The organism is Candidatus Obscuribacterales bacterium, assembly GCA_036703605.1.
Classification (GTDB): Bacteria; Cyanobacteriota; Cyanobacteriia; order RECH01; family RECH01; genus RECH01.
In genome coordinates this window covers 1-17,568 of sequence record DATNRH010000457.1, presented here as the reverse complement: position 1 = coordinate 17,568, position 17,568 = coordinate 1, and the positions used below count along the sequence as shown (strand labels likewise).

The 17,568-nt window shown below is 55.6% G+C and carries 15 protein-coding genes; 12 read left to right on the top strand and 3 right to left on the bottom strand.

Annotated features, from left to right (window positions below; all coding sequences use genetic code 11):
* Positions 1-301 precede the first annotated feature (301 nt).
* A complete protein-coding gene (locus V6D20_09725; protein HEY9816057.1) occupies positions 302-1,555 on the top strand; it encodes a GTP cyclohydrolase II in 1,254 nt (417 codons plus the stop codon).
* A 203-nt stretch (positions 1,556-1,758) separates the two neighbouring features.
* Here the strand turns inward: V6D20_09725 and V6D20_09720 are convergent, their stop codons facing one another.
* Positions 1,759-2,592, bottom strand: a complete 834-nt coding sequence (locus V6D20_09720; GenBank protein ID HEY9816056.1) for a M23 family metallopeptidase — start codon at positions 2,590-2,592, stop codon at positions 1,759-1,761.
* Positions 2,593-3,070: 478 nt separating this feature from the next.
* Between V6D20_09720 and V6D20_09715 the strand changes: the two genes are divergently transcribed.
* The 4 genes from V6D20_09715 to lepB (V6D20_09700) all read left to right on the top strand — a co-directional run bounded on the left by V6D20_09715 (position 3,071) and on the right by lepB (V6D20_09700) (position 7,885).
* Positions 3,071-3,298 carry a hypothetical protein gene (locus V6D20_09715; GenBank protein HEY9816055.1) on the top strand — a complete coding sequence of 76 codons (228 nt, stop codon included), beginning with the start codon at positions 3,071-3,073 and terminating at the stop codon, positions 3,296-3,298.
* 130 nt (positions 3,299-3,428) lie between these two features.
* Positions 3,429-5,963: a GAF domain-containing protein gene (locus tag V6D20_09710; GenBank protein ID HEY9816054.1), complete on the top strand. Its 2,535-nt coding sequence runs from the start codon at positions 3,429-3,431 to the stop codon at positions 5,961-5,963.
* A gap of 533 nt (positions 5,964-6,496) precedes the next feature.
* Positions 6,497-7,123 carry a signal peptidase I gene (lepB, locus tag V6D20_09705; protein ID HEY9816053.1) on the top strand — a complete coding sequence of 209 codons (627 nt, stop codon included), beginning with the start codon at positions 6,497-6,499 and terminating at the stop codon, positions 7,121-7,123.
* A gap of 87 nt (positions 7,124-7,210) precedes the next feature.
* Positions 7,211-7,885, top strand: coding sequence for a signal peptidase I (gene lepB / locus V6D20_09700; protein HEY9816052.1), 675 nt, complete (start codon positions 7,211-7,213; stop codon positions 7,883-7,885).
* A 19-nt stretch (positions 7,886-7,904) separates the two neighbouring features.
* Here the strand turns inward: lepB (V6D20_09700) and V6D20_09695 are convergent, their stop codons facing one another.
* Entirely contained in the window at positions 7,905-9,179 is a 1,275-nt protein-coding gene (locus V6D20_09695; protein ID HEY9816051.1) for a dihydroorotase, read from the bottom strand.
* Between the two features lie 784 nt (positions 9,180-9,963).
* Here V6D20_09695 and V6D20_09690 point away from each other — a divergent pair.
* The 7 genes from V6D20_09690 to V6D20_09660 all read left to right on the top strand — a co-directional run bounded on the left by V6D20_09690 (position 9,964) and on the right by V6D20_09660 (position 16,524).
* Positions 9,964-11,235: an HhoA/HhoB/HtrA family serine endopeptidase gene (locus V6D20_09690; protein ID HEY9816050.1), complete on the top strand. Its 1,272-nt coding sequence runs from the start codon at positions 9,964-9,966 to the stop codon at positions 11,233-11,235.
* A 122-nt stretch (positions 11,236-11,357) separates the two neighbouring features.
* Positions 11,358-12,215: an urease accessory protein UreD gene (locus tag V6D20_09685; protein HEY9816049.1), complete on the top strand. Its 858-nt coding sequence runs from the start codon at positions 11,358-11,360 to the stop codon at positions 12,213-12,215.
* A 103-nt stretch (positions 12,216-12,318) separates the two neighbouring features.
* On the top strand, positions 12,319-13,800 hold the full coding sequence (gene ffh / locus V6D20_09680; protein HEY9816048.1) for a signal recognition particle protein: 1,482 nt from the start codon (positions 12,319-12,321) through the stop codon (positions 13,798-13,800).
* A gap of 279 nt (positions 13,801-14,079) precedes the next feature.
* Entirely contained in the window at positions 14,080-14,436 is a 357-nt protein-coding gene (gene rpsP, locus V6D20_09675) for a 30S ribosomal protein S16 (GenBank protein ID HEY9816047.1), read from the top strand.
* Between the two features lie 4 nt (positions 14,437-14,440).
* Complete coding sequence (locus tag V6D20_09670; GenBank protein HEY9816046.1) at positions 14,441-14,821, top strand: KH domain-containing protein; 381 nt, start codon at positions 14,441-14,443, stop codon at positions 14,819-14,821.
* A 52-nt stretch (positions 14,822-14,873) separates the two neighbouring features.
* Positions 14,874-15,872 carry a PhoH family protein gene (locus V6D20_09665; protein ID HEY9816045.1) on the top strand — a complete coding sequence of 333 codons (999 nt, stop codon included), beginning with the start codon at positions 14,874-14,876 and terminating at the stop codon, positions 15,870-15,872.
* A 76-nt stretch (positions 15,873-15,948) separates the two neighbouring features.
* Positions 15,949-16,524 (top strand): DUF2808 domain-containing protein, encoded by a 576-nt coding sequence (locus tag V6D20_09660; GenBank protein HEY9816044.1) that lies wholly within the window; start codon positions 15,949-15,951, stop codon positions 16,522-16,524.
* 13 nt (positions 16,525-16,537) lie between these two features.
* On the opposite strand, the gene V6D20_09655 is transcribed toward V6D20_09660, so the two are convergent.
* A partial coding sequence (locus V6D20_09655; protein ID HEY9816043.1) for a histidine phosphatase family protein occupies positions 16,538-17,568 on the bottom strand: 1,031 nt, incomplete at its 5' end.

Sequence of the window (17,568 nt, the reverse complement as noted above, 5' to 3'; positions counted from 1 at the left end):
GGTGTCCACGTGGCGCAGAAGCGAGAGCTTGTGCTGAACCAGTGGATGCGTAATCACATGAACCTCTGCTGCCATGAATCCCGATGTATGGTGGTAGATATCGAATACATGATCCCATGCGCCGGACAGACCAGCCCCCATAGTTCGGACGCAAGAGCGATCGCCTCCGCTTCAGTGATCGAGGTATCCCAACTGAGTCCCTCGAACCGCCCCACCTGTGGCCTTCTGTCACCCCTGAAGCATTTCCATTGGTTCTGATTAGAATACACTACAACCTTTCCCCTCACTCGGATGGATCGATATGGTGAATAACCCGCAGAAGCCGAAGCACATCATTCTCACCTCCCATTCCCATCGTGCTAGCACCAAACGTATTCCCATTGAGTGGGGAGCTGCAGATCCCCAAGTGCGCGGCCCGGTGATCGGCTCTCCCCGCAGTTTGGCCTATCGCAATGTTATTGGTACCCATGCGGGCTCCTATGGCGTGTATCGAGCCTTGGCCGTGGCCAGCGGCGTCCTCGATCCAGCCCATCGTGCCGATCTCACTGACACCTCACCCGTGGTGCATATTGGCCCCTATCCCAGTTGGAGCGACCCCAGCAAGATTGTCTCCCTCGATCCCCTGGGCGGTTTGGTCAGTGAGGTCTTTCGGGATATGGCATCGGAAGACTACGACATTCTACCCACCATTGCCATCACCAAAGCCCATATCAATATTCCTGAACTCCAGAGCGAAATTGATGCCGGCCGCATCGTGGCGGATGGCACTTTGCTGAAGGCCGATGGCAGTCTTGTGGTCACTAAGGCGGCAATTGATCCGGTGTGGTATTTGCCAGGGATTGCCCAGCGTCTTGATATTGAGGAGGCCGATCTGCGGCGCGTGCTGTTTCAACAAACGGGCGGCATGTTTCCAGAACTGGTCACCCGTCCCGATCTGCAGGTGTTTCTACCTCCGATTGGCGGCACAACGGTCTATATCGTTGGGGATATCAACACAGTGGCCGATCCCACCATACCTCTAGCGGTGCGGGTACATGATGAATGCAATGGTTCCGACGTGTTTGGCTCAGATATCTGCACCTGCCGCCCCTACCTGGTTCACGGTATCGAGGTCTGCATTCAAACTGCTCAGGAGGGTGGTGCTGGAGTGATTGTCTACTGCCGTAAAGAAGGCAGAGCCTTGGGTGAGGTCACCAAGTTTTTGGTCTACAATGCCCGCAAACGTCAAGAAGGGGGCGATCGCGCCGATGCCTATTTCTTGCGCACCGAGTGTGTGGCTGGGGTGCAGGATATGCGCTTCCAGGAATTGATGCCGGATGTCTTGCATTGGCTGGGAATCACCAAAATCGATCGCCTAGTATCTATGAGTCAGATGAAGTACAACGCCATCACCCACTCAGGGATTGAGGTCGTGAAACGGGTGCCGATTCCACCGGAATTGATCCCAGCAGATGCTCAAGTGGAAATCGAGGCCAAGAAAGCCTCAGGCTACTACTCGGAAGATGGTGTTCGCGATGAGGACGAGCTGGCTCAGGTGAAGGGGCGAGACTACTAAATAGCCGCGGCCCCATGGGTTGGGAGATCGTCTATCCCAGCAGACTCGATGGATGAGCAGGATGCGTCAGGTGTAGCCGTGACGCATCCAAGCTGTACAAAACGCGAGTTCGGTGACGTTATGCTTCCTGTAGCCTAACCAGTAAGCCCGATGGTATCGGTAGACGCGCTGGGCGCAGCCGTACCCCACCCAATCTGTATGGCCTAGCGCGATGCTGTTTGCTGGCTAGCGTACATAGCCCGCAGAACCAAGGCTGGATCAACCCAGCTATTGTCATATTTCAGCCCCCAATGGAGATGGGGGCCCGTTGTACGCCCCGTCATGCCAACCCGGCCAATACGGGAGCCTGCGGTGATGGTTTGCCCCTCGCGGATTTGTAGCCCACCGCCCTGATCGCTCATGTAGCGTCCTTCGCCATCAGATTCCACATAGCCTTGCATGTGGCAGTAAATATGTAGCCAAGGGCCTGACTCAATGACCACAGAGGTGCCGCAATTACTGTCGTCGGAAACTTCCACAACCTCCCCGCTCCACCAGCTGCGAATGTAGCTGCCCTCCGGCGCGGCTAGATCGAGCCCATAGTGAAACTCTCGGTTATAGCCACCGGTGGGCGATCCCCGATAGCCAAAGGGAGAGGTATAGGTTTGAAAGTCTTCCACGGGGAACGAGGCAGATAGCCAATCGCTCATCGCCACTTGAGACGGTTCAACCTGCTGAACATTGGCCGCCTCTGCAACGGTGAGGGGCTGGGTGCTGATGGCGGCCCTAGGCTGAGCGGATTGCGTTTGGGCTGAGGCGTGGAGCTGTTGGTCAGCCGCATGGTTGGCCGCGGGGAAGGATGACCAAGTGGCGGACGAAGGTAAGACGGGCTCAATGATCGGCAAGGCAGTGTGCTGCCCCAACACCGCAGCGGCTGATGAGGAAGGCGTTAGGGCGCGAACCATGGATTGATGGGTGCCTGCTACTAAAAACAGCACCAACCCAAAGATAAAGGCGATCGCAAAATGCCGGGAACGAACCACAAATTTCGGCTGCATAATCTATACCGAGACGTGCACAAGAACAAACAACAGATCAGGTGACCAGCCCTGATTCTCAAAGGAGCAGATTGGCGCAGGGAAGCGGCAAAACAATGACCCTGCGGTCTTATCCTCTAGCCGCGATCGCTCCATAGTCTAGCCTGCATGGAGGTCATTCTCCTAGGAGTTGGCTAGCATGAGCCCGATTGGGGGATGAACAGGTGCTGAACGATGAGATGAATGCCCTAGGAACCTAGGATTCAGAGTAGATGCAGTGGGAAAGCCCAAGCCCCAAAGTGTGCCATCCTTCGCTAGGATGACCGTGGTCTGAGAGGCTGCGATCGCTGGATCGAGATCATCTTACAGCCGCAGGACTTCATCCACAGGATTTAGACCACAACAATACTGGAGAGTGCTCAAAAAAGTCATCTCCATAGATTAACTTTTTTTAAGCCGTGGTTCTAGACCCGTAGCTGACCTAGTACGGGAAGAGACCATGGGCATCCTCAGAGCGATCGCCCTCCCTGGCTCATCCGCCAACCTGATCATGGGTTTAGGGCAAGGCGGTTCTAAAGACCTAGACCCCGATAAGCTAAAGAAGGTGTGCCTTTGGTCTAGGAGCTACCAAGTGCGGCAACGAGGAGCACAGCTATCGACGGAAATAACTCTTATTCGTTATGGTGTGAAGAGCGATCGCCGGTTTTGTAGGCATCTAGCTTGGTGAATGGAATGGGATCCTCCTGTGTTACCCAGGATTGCGCCCACCTTAGATTGCTGATTGTATTGTTTGGGTAGCGGGTGACCTCCTGGATTCAGGACTGCCTTACGTTTTTGCCTCATTAATCTTCAAGCCCATGACCGGTTCCTCTCACGGTATGCTCGCCAACCTATTTCAGGTGGACTCCACGGTGGACTTGACGGGCCAAATTAGGGATCTGCCTGTCCCCCAGTTCATGACGCTGCTGGAACAAATCACCACAGAGTTTGAGTATTTTCTACAGGCGATCGAACTCATCAACAACGAAAAGTTGGAGGTGATGCTCGAACGACTTCTGGATGCTTTTACCCACAAAATTGGGCAGATTTTACATGCTGAGCACACCACCATTTTTCTGGTGGATGAGGAGAAGCAGCAGCTTTGGTGTAAGACGGCGAGCATTGACCAGCCCGGGGCTGAACTGCGGGTGCCGATGAACACCGGCATCATCGGCCATGTAGCATCTACGGGTGAACCGTTGAACATTCACGACGTCGATACCCATCCGTTATTTAACCGCGATACCGATCGCCACACCGGTCGCCAAACCCGTAACTTGCTCTGTATGCCGGTATTGAACCGCAAAAGTCAGGTGGTGGCGGTGGTGCAGTTAGTCAACAAATCCAATGGTAAGCCGTTTACGGAGGTTGATCAGTCTCTGTTTGGTGAATTTGCGGCGTCTATTGGGGTGATTCTTGAAAGCTGCAATCTGTTCTACATTGCGGCGCGAAATCAACGGGGGGCAGCGGCTTTGCTGGAGGCGACGGCATCGTTAGGGCAAAGCTTGAATCTGGATGACACCCTCAGCAAGGTGATGGATGAGGCGCGGGATCTGATGCAGGCCGATCGCAGCACCTTGTTTTTGATCGATCGCGATCGCCATGAACTATGGTCGAAGGTGGCGGTGGCAGATGATCGCAACAATCGGGTAGAGATCCGCCTGCCGGCCAATCGCGGTATCGCGGGCTATGTGGCCTCTACAGGGGAAACCCTGAACATTCCCAATGCCTATGAAGACCCGCGCTTCGACCCCACGGTGGATCAAAGCACCGGCTACCATACCCGCAATATTCTCTGTATGCCCGTGTTTAACTCCAGCGGAGCGCTGATTGGAGTGACGCAGTTGATCAACAAAGATCAGGGCAGCTTCACTGGCTCCGATGAAGACTTCATGCGGGCGTTCAACATTCAGGCGGGGATTGCCCTCGAAAATGCCCAACTGTTTCAGAATATTTTGCTGGAAAAGCAGTACCAGAAAGACATGCTGCAAAGCCTGTCCGATGCGGTCATTTCCACCGATATGGATGGGCGGATTGTCACCATTAACGAGGCGGCGCTAGAACTGTTGGGTTGTCTTATCCAGGGAAGCGAGGGGTGGCAATGCCAAACCCTATGGACGCAGAACCTGGTGGGGCGGCCGGTGTGGTCGGTGGTGCCGGTGGAATCTTTGCAGATGCGTTTGGAAGATAGCCTGAAAACCGGTGCCCGTCATTATGTGCCGGAGCAAACGCTACATGTGGCGATCGCCTTTGATGACGATGATCCCCTGCCGGTGCTAGCTGCTTGGGATGCTGAGCAACAGGGGTTTACCGTTTGGAGTATTGGCGAGGTGTTGGATGCAGAGGCTAAGGTGCAGCGTTTTGAGCGCAGCATTAATCTCACGGTGAATCCCTTGACTAATCCAACGGGTAGCGTGCGCGGTGGGTTGGTGGTGCTGGAAGACATCAGCATCGAAAAGCGGATGAAGACAACCCTCTATCGCTACATGAACCCCGAGGTGGCAGAACAGGTGATTGCCATTGGCGAAGATGCTCTGATGGAAGGGGAGCGTCGGGAGGTAACCATTCTCTTTTCCGATATTCGTGGCTATACCTCGATTACCGAATCCATGGAAGCAGCGGAGGTGGTCTCGCTCTTGAATAGCTACTTTGAGACCATGGTGGAGGCGGTGTTTAACTACAAGGGCACCCTGGATAAATTTATTGGCGATGCCCTCATGGCGGTCTTTGGGGCACCGCTCACCCTGGAAACCCATGCTTGGAAGGCGGTGCAGTCGGCGTTAGACATGCGTCATCGCCTAGAGCTTTTCAACACCGAACGGCATCGCAGCGGCGATCGCGAACTGCACATTGGTATTGGTCTCAGCTCCGGGGAAGTGGTTTGCGGCAACATTGGCTCCAAAAAGCGCATGGACTACACCGTGATTGGCGATGGGGTAGACATTAGCTCGCGCCTTGAAGGCGTAACGAAAATCTACGGCAACTGGGATCAAAGCTGCAACATCATCATCAGCGAGTTCACCCATAGCGAATGCCACGACAAAATTTGGGTGCGGGAACTCGATCGCATTCGGGTGAAAGGTAAGGAGCGATCGCTGACTATTTATGAACTCTTGGGCGATCGTCAGATGGTCTTTACCCCAACCCAGCATCAGTTTCTAGAGCATTATCTCGCCGGTCGGCAAGCCTATGGCGATCGCCAGTTTGAGCAAGCCCTGAGGCAGTTTGAGCAAGCGAAGACCATCTGTCCGGGCGATCGCGCCACCCATCTACATCTAGAGCGATCGCTCCTCTATCTCCAGAACCCTCCCCATGATGACTGGGACGGCGTGCATACCCTTACCAGTAAGTAACCTGAGGTTGGGATAGGCTGAAAGCCCTATTCTCTCGTGGGCTGAGATCTGGATAGTCCAGTCCTGGTTTCTGAAACTACTCCTGAGGGATCGAGTACCCCTGGCAACAACCTTAGCCCTTGGGCGTCTATAGCCCTATCTGCTGATCAATTTGATCAATTCGATCAATGAGGCTGATCAATCCGGCTGATTCATCCGGGCTACGTGGAGCGATCGCCCCGTTCTCAAGCCAGATATCGTTGTCCGGTTGAGAACCCTCTGACGATCCTAGGAGTGTGGCGGATCAATGCGGATTAATACGGATGCAGCAGCCGTCATGGCGAATATCTAAAGTCAACGTGTAAAACGGGTCGTCATGTCAACCTCGCAGATTTCCAAACCATCTTCGCTAGAATTGCGATAGCCTTTATGTTGCCAGATTGCATCCTGGTTCAACGTAATCCTGCTCCCCAAGCGTTGTCTGTACCATTCACGTCACCGATTGATCTGCCAATTGAGTTCTTGTTGTCTGTGATAGTTCCTAAATGTTGCCTATGAAGCCCGTGCGTCGCGATCGCCCCAATCCCCCCTCCCAAACTCAACCCAATCCTTGGGGAGAAGTCTTGAAAGTGGTGGGGCTGAGTTTATTTATGTCGTTGGGTATCCGACACTTCATTGCGGAAGCTCGCTATATTCCTACGGAGTCCATGGTACCCACGCTACAAGTTAACGATCACTTGGTGGTCGAAAAACTCAGCTATCGCTTTCATGATCCAGCTCGGGGTGATGTGGTGGTCTTTATGCCTCGGGAAGATTTGCAGGCACAAAACCCAGATTTTCGCTTTGCCTTCATCAAGCGGGTGATTGGCTTACCCGGCGAGACCGTTCAGGTGATCAATGGTCAGGTGTTGATCAACGGACAACCCTTGGACGAACCCTACATCGCTGCAGAACCGACCTATGTTTGGGGCCCGGCCGTTGTGCCAGACGATGCCTACTTGGTCTTAGGGGATAATCGCAACAATAGTTTAGACAGCCACTTCTGGGGTTATGTCCCTCGGGAGACGATTATCGGGCGCGCAGCGGTACGGTTTTGGCCCCCCGATCGCCTCGGGTCTGTGAATCCAAATCTGCTCTACCCTGATGATGTAAATCAGCAGCTTGTGGACGAAGGCAGGTAGTTACACAAGCGATCGCTTGCTCCGAAGCAGGTCGCAGTCTAGAATCAAATGCCGGATGCACCCATGCCCTATCACCGGACAACTTGAATGAGTGAACGACCTAAACCACTAAGTCCTGATTCCCATAGCATCTCCCACGAGACCGAAGAAGACGGATGGGTCGAATGGGTAAAAATTTTTGGTGTGAGCATCGTGCTAGCCTTTGGTATCCGCCATTTCATTGCCGAAGCTCGCTATATTCCCACGGAGTCTATGCTGCCGACGCTGCAGGTCAACGATCGGTTGATTATTGAAAAGATCTCCTACCGGTTCCGACCACCCTTGCGGGGTGAAATTATTGTCTTCAGCCCCCCAGAAGGCTTGCAGCGGCAACAACCTGACTTTCATGATGCCTTGATCAAGCGTGTAATAGGGCTGCCGGGCGACAGCGTCGCCATTGCTAGCGGGCGAGTCTATATCAATGACCAGCCGATTGCGGAGCAATACATTGCTGAAGTGCCCAACTATGAATGGGGCCCTGTGACCATTCCTGAGCAGTCGTACTTCGTCCTCGGTGACAACCGCAATCGCAGTAACGATAGTCATTTTTGGGGCTATGTCAACGAAGATGACATCATTGGGCGGGCCGTCGTGCGCTTTTGGCCCCTCAAGCGCATCGGGGGCATTAATCCAGTGCCGCTCTATCCTGATCAAAGCTATGGAAGCGATCGCCCTTGGGTGGCGGCGTTGCCCTTAGTCCAAGGTTTCCATCTGTCTCTGTAGTCGTCTCTGGAGGTCGTGCCTAGAGTGAGGCGATGAGTTGCGCCCAGGGCATGACCCGACCGCGCAGCGATCGCCCGAGATAGGGAGTATTGTGCGATCGCGACTGGAGGGTTTGTCGGGTCACGGTCCAGTCGGCATGGGGGGCAAACAGGGTTAGCTCTGCCGGTTGCCCCACAGCGATCTGGGGTGGTTCTTGCTGGAGGCAGAGAGCCGGGTGCGTACTTAGGCAGCTCCACAAGGTCAGGGCATCCCATTGCCCTGTTACCACAAAGGCTTCCCATAGTAAGGGCAGGGCCAGTTCCAGGCCAATGGCCCCAGGGGGCGCTTCATTGAAGGCAACGGTCTTATCTTCATAGGTATGGGGTGTATGATCGACGGCGATCGCATCTAATACCCCCGTAGCGATCGCTTGGACAAGGGCCGCTCGATCCGCTGGTGTTCCTAAGGGTGGATCCAGCCGGAGGTTGGGATCATAGTGCTCCAAATCTGCCGTCGTCCAGAGTAGGTGCATCCAGGTTGTACTGGCTGTGATCGGCAAGCCGCGTTCCTTGCCCTGCTGGATCAGCTCCACACTGCGGGCCGTGGAGATCCGCATGAAATGCACCGGTGGAGACTCTGGCGTTAAACATTCCAACACCGCCGCGATCGCTGCCGTTTCCGCCATGGCCGGATGCCCTGGAAGACCCAGACGAATCGAGTCCTGTCCTTCTCGGGCTGTGCCGTTGTAGCTGAGGTCGCGATCGCAGCACCATAGCGCCAAGGGTTTCCCATAGGGCGTTAGGTAGTCCAGTAAACGATGCAGCAGGTTAAGGTGGGCGATGGGCTGGCCGTCAGTAAAGCCCACCACCTCCGCCTCGGCCAGTTCGGCAACCTCGGCCATGCGATCGCCCAGCAGTCCTTGGGTTAAGGCCCCCCACATCTCAACGCGCACCGTGCTAGCACAGGTTTGCAGCCGCGATCGCAGCCAGGTGACCATGGCCGGGTTATCCATAGGTGGTTGCATGTGAGGTAGCAGCGTCAGCCGGGTAAACCCTCCAGCTATAGCGGCATGGAGTAACGAATCCAAGGTCTCCCGCGTTTCATACCCCGGCTCGCCGCTGGTGCTGTAGAGATCCACCAAGCCTGGGCCCATGATCAAACCAGGGCGATCGCAGATGACGGTATCCGGCGGTACATCGGCTAGGGTGGGTGCGATCGCTTCGATGATCCCGTCTTGAACCAGTACATCCACTACGCCATCCGTTTGGCGAATGGGATCAAGAAGGCGCACGGCTCGCAACAGGACAGTAGTCATAGCTGAATTTCACCGGGAAAATGCAAGTGGGGCGATTGCCCGCTACTTACTCTATCAAGACCTGGTCCGTTCGATACTGGTGACTTCAAGAATGGTGAAATAGCTCTGCAGGTCGGGTTTTAGTCCCAAGATTCCTCATCATTAGGAGGACGTAATGATGGGCAAGCATTTTGACGTCGCTCAATGCTCCCATCCTGGTGAGAAGAGGGTTGAGCGACATGAGAAGAGGGTTGAGCGAAGCCGAAACCCGGCAAACGTATCTTCCTACCTTTGATTCCCTGCTTCGCTGACGTCTTGTCAAGGGGACTACAGACATCCGGGTATTGCTACAGCCTTTAATATCATGGCGTGTCTAAAACTAGACAAAAAAAAGGAGCAGTTTGAATTGCTGGTTCCTCGACGAGATCATCTCAACGAGGGCAATCCCTGCTCCTCCCTTGCATTCATTCACCTGATGACTCAACCGTATCAAGGGGATGTGTCAACCGTTTGTGATTGAGATGAACTTGATGTGACAAATTGTCACCGGTGAGTCAAACTAGGGCGAATAGCCTATGAAATCAAGGCTAGGGCGATCGCAGTCTCTATCATGGCGATCGCTGAGACTCCATATCTTTGGAATATGACTGTCATATCTCTGCCACATAGGTCTCTTAGGCTAATGATGAAGACCGATGACACTCTTCTCACCCAAGTCTGAACTTGTCCAGCAGTGGAATGGAGATGTCTAGGTAGAACTTGCGATCGCCGACGTTGCGTCGGGTATAGAACCAGGAGATTGGTCATGGCACAACATAAACCACAGTGGACAGATTTATCTTCATTATCACCGTCATCTCGGGGTGCGTCGCTGGCTCGTATTGGCTTGTATGTTCTACTAACCGTTATAGGTACGTCTAGTGTCGTTCTAGTCGATCGTTGGCTAGCAGCCACCCCAGAGCGAGCCAGTTCATCGCCGCCGATAGAGTTAACAGAGGTCAGGAGCGATCGCTCGACACCGGATCCAATTCTGGGCACATCGGGGCAGGTCTTGGCAGCTCGCGGGGATAGCTTCATTGCCGATGTAGTAGATGAGGTAGGGCCGGCGGTGGTGCGTATTGATGCCCAGCGGCGGATCGCTGCTTTGCCTGGCGGTTTTGACGATCCGGCATTACGGCGCTTTTTTGGCAATAGCGGTTCTCCCAACATGGGGCAGATGACCGATGGTGTTGGCTCAGGCTTTATCTTGGCTGATGATGGTTTGGTGATCACCAATGCCCATGTGATTGATGGAGCCGATCAGGTGACTGTCACCCTGCGGGATGGACGAGAATTTGAAGGTGAAGTGGTGGGGCAGGATCCGGTCACTGATGTGGCGGTGATTCGCATTAGCGCTAGCAACTTACCGATTGTGCGGTTAGGGAATGCTGATCAAATCCGTCCTGGGGAATGGGCGATCGCCATTGGTAACCCCCTCGGGCTAGACAATACGGTCACCGCTGGCATCATCAGCGCCACGGGACGCAGCAGTGCCGATGTCCGCATCCCCGATAAGCAAGTGAGCTTTATTCAAACCGATGCGGCTATTAATCCCGGCAACTCCGGTGGGCCGCTGTTGAACGATCGCGGCCAGGTGATCGGCATGAATACGGCGATCATTGGTGGGGCGCAGGGGCTAGGTTTTGCGATTCCTATCAATGTGGTGCAGGATATTGCCAATCAGCTCATTGCTAATGGTCGTGTTCAGCATCCCTATCTAGGCATTCGCATGGTGGAACTCACCGAGGATGTCAAGCAAGAGCTGAATGCGAATCTCAACCGCGCCCAGCGACTCGATATCGATCAGGGTGTGGTGGTGGTAGAGGTAGCGCCAGGTTCCCCTGCGTCCCTAAGTGGCCTGCAAGCTGGAGATGTGATTCAGGAGATTGATGGGCAGGCGATCGCCACCGGACAAGATATTCAAGACAAGGTGCGCAGTAGTGATGTGGGCGATCGCCTGCAGATCACCCTATGGCGTGAGGGTGCCACCCAATCACTGACGGTGCAAACGGGAGAATTTCCGTCGCAGATGCGCTAAGGATCGCCCAAGGATCGCCCTAGGACAGGTGCTTCCAAATCTTGGCAATGAGCAAAGCACGGCGACGGATCTTGGTAAAATAGGCGGCGATCGCTTCACCTCACACCCCTCTAGAGATTGCCATGACCACTGCCCCCATCGCGTCCCACCGTCCCACTGGATGGCACGGGCAGTTGCACCTAAGCTTTGACACCGATGACACCGGGCGCACCTATCTGGCCCATCGCCATGCCCGCGCTCCGTACAAAATTCAGCGCCCCTTTTATCCAGAAGATGGGGTTTGCCATGGCGTGATGCTGCACACCGCAGGCGGTATTGTCGGGGGCGATCGCTTATCTACCACGGTAGATCTAGCGCCTCACACCCATGCCCTTCTCACCACGGCAGCAGCCAACAAACTCTATGGCAGCGCTGGCGAAACCGCGACCCAGTCCGTCACCCTGAACCTAGGGGCCGGAGCCTGGTTGGAATGGCTGCCCCAAGAGCTGATTGTCTTCCAAGGGGGACGGCTGCATCAAACCATTCGGGTTGAGCTAGGGGATCAGGCTCTATGGCTAGGCTGGGAGATCACGCGCTTTGGTCGCACCGCCCGCCAAGAAACCTTCACCGAGGGCGAGTGGCGATCGCATACGGAAGTGTGGCAGCAGGGCAAACCGCTGTGGATTGATCCCCAATGGCTACCGGCCAGCGCTGATCTGCTTACCAGCCCCCACGGGTTGGCTGGCTATCCCGTCGTCGGCAGTTTTGCCATCCTGGGGCGATCGCCGGAGGCCGATCAACTGGAACGGGCGCGATCGCTCTGGGCGGAGCTAAACCAGCCTGGGGATGCCGGGGTGACCCAACTGCAGTCGGGCTACCTCTGTCGCTATCGTGGCCCCTCCTCGGGTGCCGCTCGTCGTTGGTTTACCCAGGTCTGGCAGGATGTTCGCCAAACGTGGGGCGATCGCCCCCCCTGTCGTCCACGGGTTTGGCCTCGCTAGTCAATTGGGCGATCGAGACGCCCCTCACCCCTTAGAATTGAGAAAGACGCGCTTCTGTTGTGGAAGCGATCGCCTGTTGTAGACCCTAACCCCAGCCTGACGTATGTTTGATGCCCTAGCCGAGCGATTTGAAGGAGCCTGGAAAAAGCTTCGCGGTCAAGACAAAATTTCCGATGCCAACATTCAGGAAGCCCTGCGGGAAGTGCGGCGGGCTTTGCTGGAGGCAGATGTCAGTCTGCAGGTGGTGAAAGATTTTGTCGCTGAGGTGCAAACCCGGGCGCAAGGGGCTGAGGTGATCTCCGGTGTCCGGCCCGACCAACAGTTCATCAAACTGGTCTATGACCAGCTCGTGGAGGTGATGGGGGAAACAAATGCTCCCTTAGCCCAAGCAGAGGAAGGGCCCACCATTGTGCTGATGGCCGGTTTGCAAGGGACAGGGAAAACCACTGCCTCGGCCAAGCTAGCGCTGCATCTGCGTAAGCAAGATCGCTCCACTCTGCTGGTGGCCACCGACGTCTACCGTCCGGCGGCGATTGACCAGTTGATCACCCTGGGTAAGCAGATTAACGTGCCGGTGTTTGAACTAGGCAGCGACGCCAATCCCGTGGAAATCGCCCGCCAAGGGGTGGCGCGAGCTCGGGACGAGGGCATTGATACGGTGATTATCGACACGGCAGGGCGGCTGCAAATTGACCAAGACATGATGGGCGAGTTGGCCCAGGTCAAGGAGATGGTGCAGCCCCACGAAGTTTTGCTGGTGGTGGATGCCATGACCGGGCAAGAGGCCGCCAACCTCACCCGCACCTTCCATGAACAAATTGGGGTCACCGGTGCCATTCTCACCAAGATGGATGGCGATACCCGAGGTGGTGCCGCCCTGTCGGTACGCCGTATTTCCGGACAGCCGATTAAGTTCATCGGGGTGGGCGAAAAGGTGGAGGCCCTACAGCCCTTCTTCCCCGATCGCATGGCCTCCCGCATTTTGGGCATGGGTGATGTGCTCACCCTGGTGGAAAAGGCCCAGGAAGAGGTGGATTTTGCTGAAGCAGAGAAGATGCAGGAGAAAATCCTCTCGGCTCAGTTTGACTTTGACGACTTCCTCAAGCAAATGCGCCTGTTGAAAAATATGGGCTCCTTGGGCGGCTTGATGAAGCTGATCCCCGGTATGGGCAAAATCTCCAGTGATCAGTTGGAGCAAGGTGAAGTCCAGCTCAAGCGATCGGAAGCCATGATCAACTCCATGACCAAGGAGGAGCGCAAAAATCCAGAGATCTTGTCCGGATCGCCCAGCCGCCGCAAGCGCGTTGCCCAAGGGTCAGGTCATAGCCTCAATGATGTCAGCAAGCTGGTCAGCGATTTCCAGCGCATGCGCACCATGATGCAGCAAATGGGCAGCGGGCAGATGCCAGGTATGGGGATGCCGGGGATGGGCGGCATGGGCAATCCCTTTGGCGGTGCTCCCGGCGGTGGAATGCCGGGCATGGGCGGTGGACCACGTCCTGGCTGGCGGGGCTACCCCGGTGGCGGCACAGCGGGCAAAAAGAAAAAGAAAGACAAGAAGAAAAAAGGCTTTGGCTCCCTCTAGCGATCGCCCCTTCAGACCTCCAGCATCCAAGTGGCTCTACGCCAATCCATGCGATCGATGATATAATCATGTACTTGGTGTTTAACCCTTATGTCACTGGGGTCAAGGGGCTAAGTTTGACTTGGCACGTGGTCAGCCAGTCAGTACCTGCAGCCCAAGGCTAAGGTCATGATTATGGGGGTTGTCGCTAGCCCTGCCAGCGCGATCGCTTGGAGATAGGGTCAAGAATTTTGTGTTGATGGTCTACGTTCAGTTGTTTTAGGAGAACTCTTTTCAGGCATGATCAAACTGCGATTGAAGCGGTTCGGCAAGAAGCGTGAAGCCAGCTACCGCATTGTTGCTATGGATAGCAGCGCTCGTCGGGACGGACGCCCCTTGGAAGAACTAGGGTTCTACAATCCGCGTACCGATGAAACCCGTTTAGATGTCGATGGAATCCTCCGTCGCCTGCAGCAGGGTGCCCAGCCCACCGATACCGTTCGCCATATTCTAGAGCGCGCCAGCATCCTAGAGCGTCCCGTATCCAAGTACGCTCCTAAGGACTCCGCTGTGGCAGTTGCTGAACCCATTGCTGAGACCGCTATCGAGACTGCTGTAGAAGCGGCTCCATCTGAGGATAATTCCGAGGCTGAATAAGTCCATGTCTGACCCCTCCGCCTTGCCATCTCCTGCAGAATCTACGCTGAACTATGAGGCCTTGCTGCGGTTCTTAATCGAGCCGTTTCTAGAGCAGCCTGCCACGTTGAGCGTCGATTGTGAATATATGCCCACATCCAATCGGGTGTGGCTGCGGGTGGCCTTTGAGGAATCCGATCGCGGTCGGGTGTTTGGTCGGGGCGGGCGGAATATTCAAGCCATTCGGACGGTGTTGCGCATCGCGGCTCAGTCAGCCCAGCAGATAGCCCATCTCGATGTATATGGGCTACCTACTGAAGATGCGCCCCGTGCAGCAGCACCGCGATCGTCCCGCCCTACTCCCCCCGTGCGGCCACGATCGCGCAGTGCCCAAGATGAATCCTAGGGTAGGAATGATAGGGTGGGGATAATGTTCTCACCGTAGGTATTGTTTGTGTATGACCCAGGTGCTGACGGTTGAGTTGCCGAGTCCAGAAAGTGCGATCGCCCTGGCAGGCCCCCAAGAAGCAAATTTAAAACAGCTATCGAAGCATACCGGTACCTCAATCGTGCTGCGTGGGCAGCAGGTACTCATTTCGGGTTCAGATGCCCAAATGCGGCGCTGTAAAGACTTAATCGATCTGCTGAAGCCCTATTGGGAAGCGGGCTCCCCGGTGACTTCGGTGGATATCCAAACTGTGTCCCATGCTTGGGATACCCAGCGGCAGGTGGAGCTACAGGCTCTCCAGTCCGATGTTTTGGCCCGCACGCGGCGTGGTGAGGCCGTACGCGCTAAAACCCTACGCCAGCGCCACTATATTCAAGCCATTCGCAGCCACGACCTCACCTTTTGCATTGGCCCAGCCGGCACTGGGAAAACCTATCTAGCCGCTGTGGTGGCGGTGCAGGCGCTGCTGAATAACGAGTATGAGCGTCTAATTCTGACTCGCCCAGCGGTGGAAGCCGGGGAACGTTTGGGGTTCTTGCCGGGCGATTTGCAGCAAAAAATTAACCCCTACCTGCGTCCGCTCTACGATGCGCTCTACGAATTCTTAGATGCGGAAAAAATTCCCAGCCTCATGGAGCGTGGGGTGATTGAAGTGGCTCCCCTAGCCTATATGCGAGGGCGCACCCTGAATAATGCCTTTGTGATTTTGGATGAAGCGCAAAATACTACCCCAGCCCAGATGAAAATGGTGCTGACGCGGCTGGGCTTTCAGTCGCGCATGGTGGTGACGGGCGATGTCACCCAAACCGACCTGCCCCACTACCAGCAGTCGGGCTTGGCTGTGGCGGAGAAAATTCTTCATCGGGTGGAGGGCATTGCCTTTTGCCATCTGACCGCGTCGGACGTCGTGCGCCATCCCCTCGTGCAGCGGATTGTGGCTGCCTATGAGCGCCAAGAACAGTCTACGCCCCTACGATCCCCAGACTTGCGGTCGAGCGATCGCCCCTAATCGTGCCCTTGCTTAACCTCCAACCGTCGTCGAAGGCGATCGCTATGATGGAGATAGCACGATGAAGGATAGGTCGATGAATCGCACTCTGAACCTTGGTCTAGCCGCAGCTCTGGGGATCGGTATGGTTGGCATCGTTCCACAAGCGATCGCCCTCCAACTTGCCGATGGCACCGTTTATTTTGAACGCCCGCCTAGTTTAATCGACACCAGTACCAACCGCTCCAACACATCCACATCTGGCGGCACCTACTACTTCACCCTAGAGGTGCCAGAGAATGCCGGTGAACCTCTCAAAACCGTGGCGATCGCCCCCGAGTCGGGCAACAGCGCCAGTCAACGCATCCGTTACCGCACCGATCGCACCACCGCCTTTGAAGGTACTCGGCGTAGTCAGGGAGAGACCTTGGCCATTCAGTCCACGGCGTATGACGAGGAAAACCAGACCTTAACTGTCGAGTTTGAGCCTGCTGTCCCTCCCGGCACCACGGTCACCTTAGCGATCCGTCCTGAGCGCAATCCGCTCCGTGATGGCGTGTACCTCTTTGGTGTAACCGCTTACCCACCCGGAGAGCAGGCCCATGGGCAGTTTCTGGGCTATGGTCGTTTACATTTTTATCAACCCGACTACTGGCGTCCCTTCTGGCGTTGACAGCCTCTCCAGGCTAAAGTGCGCCCGCTGCTGTTTTATCTAGGACACTGCCGCCAGTGGTGATGTTCATCGCCCGCAGAACCGGCAAGCCCTCCGCCCCATGGGGATAGTCAATGACGCTGACGGCACCATTGCCTTGCTTAAATCGCCAAAACTGGTCGGGGCCAAGGTTCATCAAGTCACAAAGAATAGCCTTGTTGACGGCATCGTGGGCCACCACCAGCACCGTGGGTAAGGGTTCCCCAGGCTGGGCCACGGGTGTGGAACGGGCGATCGCCTCCCAGGATGCTGCCGATCGCGTCCAGACATCCTGTAAGTTCTCGCCGTCGGGCATTTGCACCGTTTCGGGCGCAACTTTCCAGTCTTGCAGTTCAGTGGCATAGTCCACCTCAATTTCTTCTTCCAGCTTGCCTTCCCAGAGACCGTGGCTAATTTCCTTCAACCCTTCCATCAACTCCAGTTCCAGACCGGCGTGGTGGGTGAGGATAGATTCTGCTGTTTGCTTGGGACGCATGAGGGGACTGGTGATGGCGCGGGTCAAAGGCACATCCTTGAGATACTCCGCTGCATGGGCTGCTTGGGCATAGCCGTTTTCATTCAAAGGAATGTCCATCTGTCCCTGGAAACGCTTATCGCGGTTCCAATCGGTTTCCCCATGGCGTACTAGCAGCAGTCGGAAGCCGCCTTGCCCTGCCCGAATTGCAGGTAAGGGTTTACCGAGGTGGGTCGTTAGGTTCATGGACTCAAGCTGAGCCGGTTCACCCCAGCCATCGGGGAAGTTCAACACGCTGATGCCGCAATTAGATTGGTAGAGACGCACATAATGTTCGGGCTGCAGTCCTAAAGCCGTTGCGATCAACACGCGGTTGATGCCGCTGTGGGCCACTACCAAAATCGTCTGCCCGGCGTGGTGGGGGAGGGTATCTTTCCAAAACTGGGTGGCTTGGTCAAACAAATCCAGTAGTGGATAGATGGTGGTCGTCCCTGTCTCGGTAACCTGCTCCATGGCCAGCCGATGGGGTTCTTGGTGCCACAGCCGCGCCT